Origin of the sequence: Pseudomonas sp. R2-7-07 (genome assembly GCF_003852355.1) — a bacterium.
Taxonomy (GTDB): Bacteria; Pseudomonadota; Gammaproteobacteria; order Pseudomonadales; family Pseudomonadaceae; genus Aquipseudomonas.
On sequence record NZ_CP027759.1, the window covers coordinates 4,478,973 to 4,491,209 of the forward strand.

Consider the following 12,237-nt stretch of genomic DNA (forward strand, 5'->3'; position numbering starts at 1 on the left):
CACTAAATGCCTGTTTTGTAATGACTTAATGACATTGGCCGCAATATTGCTAAGCAACTCCTCATTATTCCAATCCCACCCACCAGACGAATCTGGCCCTGAGGAGTTTCCATGAGCGAGTTGCGTTTCACTGAAGATCACGAATGGCTGCGCGCCGAAGCCGATGGCAGCGTCACCGTGGGTATCACCGCTTTCGCGCAGAACGCGCTGGGTGATGTGGTTTTCGTGCAACTGCCGGAGTTGCAGGCCTACGCCAAGGGCGCTGAAGCCTCCACCGTGGAGTCGGTAAAAGCCGCCAGCGGTGTGTACATGCCCTTGGACGGTGAAGTCCTCGAAGTGAACGACAAACTCGATGGCAGCCCGGAACTGGTCAACGAAGACCCGATGGGCGAAGGTTGGTTCTTCCGTTTTAAACCGGCCGATGCCGCAGCGGTCGCTAAACTGCTGGATCAGGATGCGTACGACCGCCTGATCAAAGCCAACGCCGAAGCCTGAGGAGCGCGCCATGACGATCAACTTGAGCACCGCCAACGAATTCATCGCCCGTCACATCGGCCCGCGCCAGGAAGATGAGCAGCAGATGCTCGCGAGCCTGGGCTTCGATTCCCTGGAAGCCCTGAGCGCCAGCGTGATCCCGGAAAGCATCAAGGGCACCAGCGTGCTCGGCCTGGAAGACGGCCTGAGCGAAGCCGAGGCCCTGGCCAAAATCAAAGCCATCGCCAGCCAGAACCAACTGTTCAAGACCTACATCGGCCAGGGCTACTACAACTGCCATACGCCGTCGCCGATCCTGCGCAACCTGCTGGAAAACCCGGCCTGGTACACCGCCTACACCCCGTACCAGCCAGAGATTTCCCAGGGCCGCCTGGAAGCGCTGTTGAATTTCCAGACCCTGATCAGCGACCTCACCGGCCTGCCGATCGCCAACGCTTCCCTGCTCGACGAAGCCACCGCCGCCGCCGAAGCCATGACCTTCTGCAAGCGCCTGAGCAAGAACAAGGGCAGCAACGCCTTCTTCGCCTCGATCCACAGCCACCCGCAAACCCTCGACGTGCTGCGCACCCGTGCCGAGCCGTTGGGCATCGACGTAGTAGTGGGCGATGAGCGCGAACTGAGCGACGTCAGCCCGTTCTTCGGTGCCCTGCTGCAATACCCGGCCAGCAATGGTGACGTGTTTGATTACCGCGAACTGACCGAGCGTTTCCACGCCGCCAATGCGCTGGTCGCCGTGGCCGCCGACTTGCTGGCCCTGACCCTGCTGACCCCGCCGGGCGAGTTCGGCGCCGATGTGGCCATCGGCAGCGCGCAACGCTTCGGTGTGCCGCTGGGCTTTGGCGGCCCGCATGCGGCGTACTTCTCCACCAAGGACGCGTTCAAGCGCGACATGCCGGGCCGTCTGGTCGGTGTCTCGGTAGACCGCTTCGGCAAGCCGGCCCTGCGCCTGGCCATGCAGACCCGCGAACAACACATCCGTCGCGAGAAAGCCACCAGCAACATCTGCACCGCCCAAGTGCTGCTGGCCAACATCGCCAGCATGTACGCCGTGTACCACGGCCCCAAGGGCCTGACCCAGATCGCCCAGCGCATTCACCAGCTGACCGCGATCCTGGCCAAGGGCCTGACCGCCCTGGGCTTGAAGGTCGAGCAGCAACACTTCTTCGACACGCTCACCCTCAATACCGGCGCCAACACCGCCGCCCTGCACGACAAGGCCCGTGCCCAGCGCATCAACCTGCGCGTGGTGGACACCGAGCGTGTCGGCCTGTCGGTCGACGAAACCACGACCCAGGCGGATATCCAAGCCTTGTGGGCGATCTTCGCCGACGGCAAGGCGCTGCCCACCTTCGCCGCCACCGAAAGCACCCTGCCGAGCGCCTTGCTGCGCCAGTCGCCGATCCTCAGCCACCCGGTGTTCAACCGCTACCATTCGGAAACCGAGCTGATGCGCTACCTGCGCAAGCTGGCCGACAAGGACCTGGCGCTGGACCGCACCATGATCCCGCTGGGCTCGTGCACCATGAAGCTCAACGCCGCCAGCGAAATGATCCCGGTGACCTGGGCCGAATTCGGCGCCCTGCACCCGTTCGCCCCGACCGAACAAAGCGCCGGCTACCTGCAACTGACCTCGGACCTGGAAGCCATGCTCTGCGCGGCCACCGGCTACGACGCGATTTCCCTGCAGCCGAACGCCGGCTCCCAGGGTGAATACGCCGGCCTGCTGGCCATCCGCGCCTATCACCAGAGCCGTGGCGAAGCGCGTCGCGACATCTGCCTGATCCCCTCGTCGGCCCACGGCACCAACCCGGCGACCGCCAACATGGCTGGCATGCGCGTGGTGGTCACCGCCTGCGACGCGCGTGGCAACGTGGACATCGAGGACCTGCGCGCCAAGGCCATCGAACACCGCGAGCACCTCGCCGCGCTGATGATCACCTACCCGTCCACCCACGGCGTGTTCGAAGAAGGCATCCGCGACATCTGCGCGATCATTCACGACAACGGCGGCCAGGTGTATATCGACGGCGCCAACATGAACGCGATGGTCGGCCTCTGCGCGCCGGGCAAGTTCGGCGGCGATGTGTCCCACCTGAACCTGCACAAAACCTTCTGCATCCCCCACGGCGGTGGCGGCCCGGGCGTTGGCCCGATTGGCGTCAAGTCGCACCTCACGCCGTTCCTGCCCGGTCACGCGGCCATGGAACGCAAGGAAGGCGCCGTGTGCGCAGCGCCTTTCGGCAGCGCAAGCATCCTGCCGATCACCTGGATGTACATCAGCATGATGGGCGGCGCCGGCCTCAAGCGCGCCTCGCAGTTGGCGATCCTGAATGCCAACTACATTTCCCGTCGCCTGGAAGAGCACTATCCCGTGCTGTACACCGGCAGCAATGGCCTGGTGGCGCATGAATGCATCCTCGACCTGCGCCCATTGAAAGACAGCAGCGGCATCAGCGTGGATGACGTGGCCAAGCGCCTGATCGACTTCGGCTTCCATGCGCCGACCATGTCGTTCCCGGTGGCCGGCACCTTGATGATCGAGCCGACCGAAAGTGAATCCAAGGAAGAACTGGACCGCTTCTGCGATGCCATGATTGCCATCCGCGAAGAAATCCGCGCGGTGGAAAACGGCACGCTGGACAAGGACGACAACCCACTCAAGAACGCTCCGCACACTGCGGCGGAACTGGTGGGCGAGTGGAGCCACCCGTACAGCCGCGAGCAGGCGGTGTACCCGGTTGCGTCGCTGATCGAAGGCAAGTACTGGCCGCCGGTGGGCCGGGTCGACAACGTGTTCGGCGATCGCAACCTCGTTTGCGCATGTCCATCGATTGAAAGCTACGCGTAACTTCGGGGGTGTACTCGCTTAAAAGGTGGGAGGGGGCTTGCTCCCGATGACGGAGTGTCAGTCAACAGATAGGTTGAATGTACAACCGCCATCGGGAGCAAGCCCCCTCCCACACTGACCGAGTACACCCGATACATAATAAGAAACCGGAGAACAACTCATGTCTTTAAGCGTGTTCGACCTGTTCAAGATTGGCATCGGCCCTTCCAGTTCCCACACCGTCGGCCCGATGCGCGCCGCCGCTCGTTTCGTCGAAGGGCTCAAGCGTGACAACCTGCTGAGCGCCACCCACAGCATCAAGGTGGAACTCTATGGCTCGCTCGGCGCCACCGGCAAAGGCCACGGCAGCGACAAAGCCGTGCTGCTCGGCCTGGAAGGCGAGCACCCGGACACCGTGAATACCGAAACCGTGGCCGCACGCCTGGCGCAGATGCGTGGTGACGGGCGCCTCAACCTGCTCGGCGAACACAGCATTGCGTTCAACGAGAAGGCCCACCTGGCGATGATTCGCAAACCCCTCGCCTACCATCCCAACGGCATGATTTTTCGCGCCTTCGATGCCGCCGGCATCCAGGTGCGCAGCCGCGAGTACTACTCGGTCGGCGGCGGTTTCGTGGTGGATGAAGACGCGGCCGGCGCCGACCGAATTGTCGAGGATGCCACCCCACTGACCTTCCCTTTCAAACATGCCAAGGACTTGCTCGACCATTGCGCCACCTACGGGCTGTCCATCAGCCAGGTGATGCTGACTACCGAAAGCGCCTCGATCTCCGGCGCCGAAGTCGGTTGCCAGGGCGAGGTCGGCGTGGCCTGTTCCATGGCCGCCGGCGCACTCTGCGAAGTGCTGGGCGGCAGCGTGTCACAGGTGGAAAACGCCGCCGAGATCGGCATGGAACACAACCTCGGCCTGACCTGCGACCCGATTGGCGGGCTGGTGCAGGTGCCCTGCATCGAGCGCAATGCCATGGGCTCGGTCAAGGCGATCAACGCCGTGCGCATGGCCTTGCGCGGCGATGGGCAACACTTTGTGTCCCTCGACAAAGTGATCCGCACCATGCGCCAGACCGGCGCCGACATGAAGAGTAAATACAAGGAAACCGCCCGTGGCGGTTTGGCGGTTAACATTATCGAGTGCTGACGCCTGACCGCGCCGGCACGTTTTTCAGGAGCTGAACATGTCCACCGAAACCTTGTTGAAAACCCCGTTGCACGCCCTGCACATCGAGCTGGGCGCGCGCATGGTGCCCTTCGCCGGCTACGACATGCCGGTGCAATACCCGTTGGGCGTAATGAAGGAACACTTGCACACCCGTGAACAGGCCGGGTTGTTCGATGTGTCGCACATGGGCCAGATCCGCCTGACCGGCGCCAACGCCGCCAAGGCCCTGGAAACCCTGGTACCGGTCGACATCATCGACCTGCCGGTGGGCATGCAGCGCTACGCGATGTTCACCAATGACCAGGGCGGCATTCTCGACGACCTGATGGTGGCCAACCTGGGCAACGACGAACTGTTCCTGGTGGTCAACGCCGCCTGCAAGGATCAGGACCTGGCACACCTGCGCGCGCACATCGGCGACCAGTGCAGCATCGAACCGCTGTTCGAAGAACGCGCGCTGCTGGCCCTGCAAGGCCCGGCGGCGGTGAAGGTGCTGGCGCGCCTGGCACCGCAAGTCACCAAGATGACATTCATGCAGTTCGCCTCCCTGCGGCTGCTGGGCGTGGACTGCTACGTCAGCCGTTCGGGCTACACCGGGGAAGACGGTTTTGAAATCTCCGTACCGGCTGAAAACGCCGAAAGCCTGGCCCGCAGCCTGCTGGCCGAGGCCGAAGTACAGGCGATCGGCCTGGGCGCTCGTGACTCCCTGCGCCTGGAAGCGGGCTTGTGCCTGTACGGCCATGACATGAACACCGACACCACCCCGATTGAAGCCAGCCTGTTGTGGGCCATCTCCAAGGCCCGCCGTGCCGATGGCGCGCGTGCCGGCGGCTTCCCGGGCGCAGACCGGATCTTCACCCAGCAGCAAACGGGCGTAGGCCGCAAACGCGTAGGCTTGCTGCCCCAGGAGCGCACCCCGGTGCGTGAAGGTGCACAAATCGTTGATGAACAGGGCACGGTGATCGGCAGCGTGTGCAGCGGAGGCTTTGGCCCAAGCTTGGGCAGCCCGCTGGCGATGGGGTACCTGGACAGTGCATTTGTCACACTGGATACCGAAGTCTCTGCGTTGGTGCGTGGGAAAAAGGTGCCATTGCGTGTAAGTAAAATGCCATTCGTGCCGCAGCGTTACTTCCGCGGCTGAATGTTTGTTTCAATAAGTAACGCGCTTGCATGCCGTGCACTAAACTGTAACGCAAGCGCCATATAACAGTGCACGCGTGATAGTAATTGCTAGGGGTTTTTCCCTATAACAAGTGATCGAATCTATCGAATAAGACAGCTGTGCAACTTCAACAAAACTGTCATCAGCCCGAGCAATCCCGGGCTGTTTGGCAGGGCTTGTTTTTTTCATATTAGTTGGCGTAGAGTTTCTCCACTGTGTTTGCATGGGTCGCTTGGAACCTGGACCTGGGCAGTAGCTGAAGTAGTAGTGCTACAACCCGTTCGACGTCTCTTACTTTCCTGCAACCCAGCCCAGTACTCTTTCATGTGAAAGGGGCTGTCATTAATTTTTAGCGTCAAAGGAAAGAAGAAAATGTCTGATCGTCAGAGCGGTATCGTCAAGTGGTTTAACGACGAAAAAGGGTTTGGTTTTATCACCCCAGAAAGCGGTCCGGATCTGTTCGTGCATTTCCGCGCTATTCAGGGCAACGGCTTCAAGAGCCTGAAAGAAGGCCAGAAGGTCACCTTCAAGGCCGTGCAAGGCCAGAAAGGCATGCAAGCTGACGAAGTACAAGCAGAAGGCTGATCCTTCCTGCGACAAAAAGCCCCTGATATGACATCAGGGGCTTTTTTATGGGCGCCATTGCGTAAACTGCAGTTTTCCCAGAGAGCCCTGCCATGCCCAAAGCCCTGTTGAGCCCCCAAGGCGAGTTCCCCGCAGTTGGCCTGGGCCGTCGCCTGGCAGCGATGTTCTATGATTTTCTTTTATGCACCGCGCTGCTGATCGTCACCGCGTTTATCTACAAGCTGGTATGGATCGCCTTCGTCGGCGAAACGAAGATGCGCACCCTTACCGAATCCGGCGCCCTGGACGGTGACCCGCTGCTATCGACCCTTCTGTTGTTTGTATTGTTCGGTTTCTTCGCCAAATTCTGGACCCATTCGGGGCAGACCCTGGGCATGCAGGTGTGGGGCGTGCGCGTGCAGAACGCCGATGGCTCGCGCATCAGTCTGTGGCAGGCGCTGTTGCGCTTTGTGGTGTCGATCGCCTCGTGGCTGTGCGTAGGGCTGGGATTTATCTGGTCGCTATTCGATAAGCACAAGCGCAGCTGGCATGACATCTATTCGGACACGCAGCTGGTGCGTATCCCGAAGCAGAAGAAATAACTCCCTGCCTGGTGCAAATCAAATGTGGGAGGGGGCTTGCTCCCGATAGCAGTGTGTCAGGACTTTATATGTCACTGATATACCGCCATCGGGGGCAAGCCCCCTCCCACATTTTTGACCGAGCCAGTCTCAGATCAGGCGTTACCGGCCAGCCTCAGGCGCGCAGCCTGGGTGAAATCGAGCATGCGCTTGAGCGGCCTCACGGCATGGGGAATCACTGACGGCTCGACGAATATCTCGTTACTGCCCTCGCGCAGACATTGCAGCGTGCGTTCCAGGGTATTCATCGCCATCCACGGGCAGTGCGCGCAACTGCGGCATGCGGCGCCGTTACCGGCGGTAGGCGCTTCGATGAAGACCTTGTCCGGGCACAGCTGCTGCATCTTGTAGAAGATGCCGCGGTCAGTGGCGACGATGAACGTCTTGTTCGGCAACCGTTGTGCCGCGGCAATCAGCTGGCTGGTGGAACCGACGGCGTCCGCCAATTCGATAACCGCTGTCGGCGACTCCGGGTGCACCAGGATCGCGGCATCCGGGTACAGCGCCTTCATGTCTTCCAGCTGCTTGGACTTGAACTCTTCGTGGACGATGCACGCACCGTCCCACAGCAGCATGTCGGCACCGGTCTGGCGCTGGATGTAGGTGCCCAGGTGTTTGTCCGGGCCCCAGATAATCGTCTCGCCGTTATCCATCAGGCTTTCGACGATCTCCAGCGCGCAACTGGAGGTCACCACCCAATCGGCGCGGGCTTTGACCGCCGCCGAGGTGTTGGCGTAGACCACCACCGTGCGCTCGGGGTGTTGATCGCAGAAGGCGGAAAACTCCTCCACCGGGCACCCAAGGTCCAGGGAGCAGGTGGCTTCCAGGGTCGGCATCAGGATACGTTTTTCAGGGGTCAGAATTTTCGCGGTTTCGCCCATGAACCGCACCCCCGCCACCAGCACGGTCTTGGCCGGGTGAGCAGCGCCGAAGCGCGCCATTTCCAGGGAGTCGGAAACGCAGCCACCGGTTTGTTCGGCCAAGGCCTGAATCACCGGGTCACAGTAGAAGTGGGCGACCAGCACCGCGTCCTGCGCTTTAAGCTCGGCGGCGATGGCGGCCCGCAGGCTCGCCTCTTCATCGGCGCTGAGGGCCTTGGGCTGCTTGGCGTCGAGGTGGGCTTGAACCAGTAGGCGTTCGGAAATGTGCGTCATGTTCGCAAGACCTGCAGGCGCAGTAGCGCGAAAGTCGAGTGTACCACCGGCTCAGGAGCCCTTCGGGCGCCGCCGGACGAAGTGTGTAGTCATCAAGCACGGGTAAAGCTGAAGCTGCGCAAGGCTACAGAATATCGAATGGATTCAAAAGCCTAATCTGGCCTTGCACGGGGCATTTTGCGGGGGGGATGACGGCGGGATTGGTGCCCCGCGAATACACAGGTATTCGCGGGGTGGTGCAAGTGGTCAGGCAAACAGCTTCTGGACATTGCTCATCGCATCATCGGCGAACCCTTGCAGGAACGCTTCGAACGCCGGCACGTCCTCCGGGCCACCGGTGTAGGGCTCACCGAGGATGGTCCAGGTCGCCAGGCTTTGATTCGGGCCTTGGGGCACCACTTCCATGACGGCCCACAGGTTGCCGATATTCAGTGAGGTGTAAATCAGCGACCAGGTCATGGTCATGCCGTCGTCGTCATGACTGTTGAGTTGCTCGATCACCACGTTGCCGTCCTTGAACAGCTTCTTGCGTACCGAGCGCACGCCCTCCCCGGTCATTTCAATGTGGGACAGCGCCGGAATGAATTTTGCGAAACCGGAAAAGTCACCGACGATATTCCACACGCTGCGCGCGTCGCCATTGACGCTGACGCTGGCGACCACAGGGTTGCCCACGGGGTTGCGCACCAGGGTATCGGGTTCAAAATGTTGCATGAGACAGCTCCTTGTTTTTGCTTTAGATGAAATCGATTTGCTTGAGGTAGTCGCAGCCTTTTTGCAGCAGCGCACTGTTCTTGGCCGGGTAGTCTTCACCCATGCTACGGATGCCTGAGAGCGCATTGCGGTATTCGATCATCGAGATATCGCCGATGTCTTCCTCAAACCCATTGAGGTAAAAGCCGACTACACCGAATAACGCGTTGTCACTGTCGATCGCCGACAGGCGCTGCTGCCATTGTGTCACCGGGACCATCTGGAAATCGTGACCAGCGGCGCGAAACGCCTCCAGGTAGTGCGCCCAGCTCAGGGGCAACGGGTTGTGCAAGTTGAAGACCGCCTTGGAGCGGTTGTGCCGGCTGGCATGAAACGCAATGAACCGAGCGAGAAAGTCCACTGGCATCAGGTCGAAGTTCAGCGCCAGCTCAGGCACTTCCTTAAGCTGCAATGAGCCTTTGAGCATCAGCATCAACCGGTTCTGATGGGGCTGGCACACACCGGTCCGCGTATTGAAGGCAATGTTGCCCGGACGATAGAGGTTGACCCACACCCCCGACTCACTGGCGTTCCACAAGATGCGCTCAGCCACCCACTTGGAAAGGTTGTAGCCATTGCGAATGTAGATCGGCGGCGTGAACGCCGGCGGTTCTTCCAACACGCGCCCCTGCGCATCCACCGTGCTGGAAGCCGACAAGGTGGAAATGAAATTGAACACCTTCTTGCTGCGCCCTTCACACAGCTGCAGGCATTCCAGCACGGGGGTGACGTTGTCCTTGACCAGCGACTCATAGTCGAGCACATGGTTGACGTTGGCCGCGTTATAGATCAACACGCCGTATTCACGGTCCAGCCACTCATAATCAGCCTGCGACAGCCCCAGTCGAGGCTGGCTGATATCCGCCGCCAGCACCCTTACGCGGCTCAAGTCCAGGTGCTCCAGACGGTTCTGAATCAAGGCCTGCTCGAAACGCTGCTGGGCGCTCATTCCTGCTGATTCGCGCACCAGGCACGCCACTTCGGTGCTGCCCAGCTCCAGCAGCGCTTCGACGATGTGCACCCCCAGAAACCCATTGGAGCCGGTGACGATGACCTTGTGCAGGTTGCCCAGGCGGCTGATCGGCAACACGTCCAGCTCAGGTCGCAGCATCGCGTCACGCAAGGCCTGAGGGCTGACCGTGGCCGTGGCCTCCACGTCCTGGTCGATGAGCTTGGCGAGGTTGATCAGGGTCGGCTGTTCGATAAAACGGTTGATCGAAACGCCCTTGCCGAACGTCTCGCGAATGCCCATGAGCATTTGCGACAACAGGATCGAGTGGCCGCCGAGGTTGAAGAAGCTGTCATCCACCGAGATGTCGGCACCGGGCATGTCGAGCAGTGTGGCCCACAACCCGAGCAACGTTTCCTGGGTAAGGTTCTGCGGCGCTTGGCGTGGCCCCTGGGTTTTGTAATTGACGGGAAGATTCTTCAAGGCCTTGCGGTCGACTTTGCCGTTGGCCGTGGCCGGCAGGCGGTCCAGCAGGCAGTAGGCGCTGGGGCGCATGTAATCGGGCAAGTGCTTGAGTGCGTAAGCCTGCAACTGTTCGCTGGCCGCGTGTCCGTCACCGCCGTGGGGCTGGGAGAAAAACGCCAGGATGCGCCGCTGCTGATCGATCACCACCGCCAATTGGCGAAACAACTGGCTCGATTGCAGCAAGTGTTCGATTTCTTCCGGCTCGACACGAAAACCGCGAATCTTCACCTGGTTATCCAGGCGCCCGATGATCTGGATGCCGTCTGACGTCCAGCGCGCCAGGTCGCCGGTGCGGTACAAACGCAACAGCTGACCATCGGGCAATTCGTGCAGGCGGTAACGCTCGGCAGTCATTTGCACGGCGTCCAGATAACCCAGGCCCACCCCTGGCCCGGCGATGTGGATCTCGCCGCTGCCACTTTGCCCTACCGGCTGGCCCTGCTCATCGAGCAGGTAAATCGCGGTATTGGCGATCGGCACGCCAAGGTTGCGATTGTTGTCGCCGGGCAGGAAAGTGCGGCATGTGGCAAGCACGGTCGTCTCGGTGGGCCCGTAGATGTTATGCAATTGGCACTGCCCCGCCAGTTGCTCGATGACATGGGGCTCGCACACATCGCCGCCCGTCACCAGATGCTGCACGCCGTACAGCGATTCGAGCGCAAGGATGCTGAGCAAGGCCGGTGGCAGGAAGGCATGCGTCACGTGCTCCTGCTGAATCAATTCGGCCAGCGCTACAGGATCACGGCGCTGATCCTCGGTGGGTACGATCAACTCCGCGCCCTGGATCAGCGTCGGGAAGATGTCCAGCAACGAGGCATCGAAATTGATCGTGGAAAACTGCAAGGCGCGGCTGTGGCGATCCAGTTCCACATAACGGGCATACCATGCGCAAAAGTGGCTCAGGTTGTCGACCGTCAGTAATACGCCCTTGGGTTGCCCGGTGGTGCCTGAGGTGTAGATCGCCACACAAGGCGCCGCCCCTGCCAGCGGCACTCGCAGCAGGCTTTGATGCGGAGCCAGGGCCACGCGGCTGTAACCTTTGGCGCCATGGTGGAAGAAATCCAGGTGGCTGATGTCCAGGATCGCCAGGCCCGGGAGCGGGTTGCCAGCGTCGGTGTCCTGGATCAGCAAGCTGGCTTTGGCATGCTTGAGGATCGCCCCGCGGCGCTCTTCGGGATGGTTCGGGTCCAGCGGCAGGTACACGGCCCCACAGCCAATCACTGCGAGAATCGCGGCATACAGCGCCGTTCCTTTGGGTAAGGAGATGCCGATCACGGTCAACTCCCCGGCCTGGGATTGAAGCAAAGGCTGCAGGCGCTCCTGGATGGCCACGCTGTAGGCGTGCAGTTGCGCATACGACATGCCTTGCCCATCGACTTTCAAGGCAGTGCGCTCGGCATTGGCCAGCAGACTGTCGGCCAGGCGCTGTACGAAGGGTTGCCGGGCTTCCTGCAGCACCCCGATGGCGGCAGTGGCATTGTGGCGATGCTGCCAGGCCAATTGATCAAGCCGGGTCAGGCTCAGCAAGCGGTCGAGCGCCTTCACTGGTTCGCGCGGCGCCTCGAGGTAGTCGGCACTGCGCGAGTAGCGGCCAATGTGCACGCTGGCCATTTCCACCATTTGCACGATGGCTTCGTGCGCCTGGTCAGCACCGTTGCCGGCCGTATCGGCGCCGACTTCACGGCGCCCCAGCGTCATCCAATCGCCCTCCCCCGCACGCCACAGGCATTCGAGGTGCAACGGCGCGGACACATCGCCGGCATCGTCAGACTGCATCCGTAACGATAGACGGTGACACGCCGGATAGTGAGGGACCCCTGTCGTGCTGGCATCATCGATCAGCAAGTCCGGCGACGGTAACCGGCAGTGCTCATTAGCATTATCAGTGGGCAGCAGATGCGTCGTATGGCCCATCTGCTCCAGCTCTTGCGTAAGGCGGGCGAGCGCATGGCTGCGCCCGCACAGAACGATATCAAGGTGTCTCATG

Annotated in this window: 9 protein-coding genes; 6 read left to right on the forward strand and 3 right to left on the reverse strand. The window is 61.2% G+C overall.

The genetic code is table 11. The features are described 5' to 3' along the window. Window positions 1-111: 111 nt before the first annotated feature. The 6 genes from gcvH to C4J86_RS20600 all read left to right on the forward strand — a co-directional run bounded on the left by gcvH (window position 112) and on the right by C4J86_RS20600 (window position 6,830). A complete protein-coding gene (gene gcvH / locus C4J86_RS20575; RefSeq protein WP_124371683.1) occupies window positions 112-495 on the forward strand; it encodes a glycine cleavage system protein GcvH in 384 nt (127 codons plus the stop codon). A 10-nt stretch (window positions 496-505) separates the two neighbouring features. Further along, complete coding sequence (gene gcvP, locus C4J86_RS20580; RefSeq protein ID WP_124371684.1) at window positions 506-3,343, forward strand: aminomethyl-transferring glycine dehydrogenase; 2,838 nt, start codon at window positions 506-508, stop codon at window positions 3,341-3,343. A 160-nt stretch (window positions 3,344-3,503) separates the two neighbouring features. Then, window positions 3,504-4,481: a serine dehydratase beta chain gene (locus C4J86_RS20585; RefSeq protein WP_124371685.1), complete on the forward strand. Its 978-nt coding sequence runs from the start codon at window positions 3,504-3,506 to the stop codon at window positions 4,479-4,481. A 37-nt stretch (window positions 4,482-4,518) separates the two neighbouring features. Continuing rightward, the gene (gene gcvT / locus C4J86_RS20590; protein WP_124371686.1) at window positions 4,519-5,643 is read left to right on the forward strand and encodes a glycine cleavage system aminomethyltransferase GcvT; all 1,125 of its coding nucleotides are present in this window, start codon (window positions 4,519-4,521) and stop codon (window positions 5,641-5,643) included. Window positions 5,644-6,036: 393 nt separating this feature from the next. Continuing rightward, window positions 6,037-6,249: a cold-shock protein gene (locus tag C4J86_RS20595; protein WP_124371687.1), complete on the forward strand. Its 213-nt coding sequence runs from the start codon at window positions 6,037-6,039 to the stop codon at window positions 6,247-6,249. A 92-nt stretch (window positions 6,250-6,341) separates the two neighbouring features. Next, window positions 6,342-6,830 (forward strand): RDD family protein, encoded by a 489-nt coding sequence (locus C4J86_RS20600; RefSeq protein WP_124371688.1) that lies wholly within the window; start codon window positions 6,342-6,344, stop codon window positions 6,828-6,830. Between the two features lie 134 nt (window positions 6,831-6,964). Here C4J86_RS20600 and nadA read toward each other — a convergent pair whose 3' ends face one another. From nadA to C4J86_RS20615, 3 genes are all read right to left on the reverse strand, one after another. Then, window positions 6,965-8,023 (reverse strand): quinolinate synthase NadA, encoded by a 1,059-nt coding sequence (gene nadA, locus C4J86_RS20605; protein ID WP_124371689.1) that lies wholly within the window; start codon window positions 8,021-8,023, stop codon window positions 6,965-6,967. Between the two features lie 246 nt (window positions 8,024-8,269). Then, complete coding sequence (locus C4J86_RS20610) at window positions 8,270-8,737, reverse strand: SRPBCC family protein (protein WP_124371690.1); 468 nt, start codon at window positions 8,735-8,737, stop codon at window positions 8,270-8,272. A 22-nt stretch (window positions 8,738-8,759) separates the two neighbouring features. Further along, the gene (locus tag C4J86_RS20615) at window positions 8,760-12,236 is read right to left on the reverse strand and encodes an amino acid adenylation domain-containing protein (RefSeq protein WP_124371691.1); all 3,477 of its coding nucleotides are present in this window, start codon (window positions 12,234-12,236) and stop codon (window positions 8,760-8,762) included. Window position 12,237: the final 1 nt, after the last annotated feature.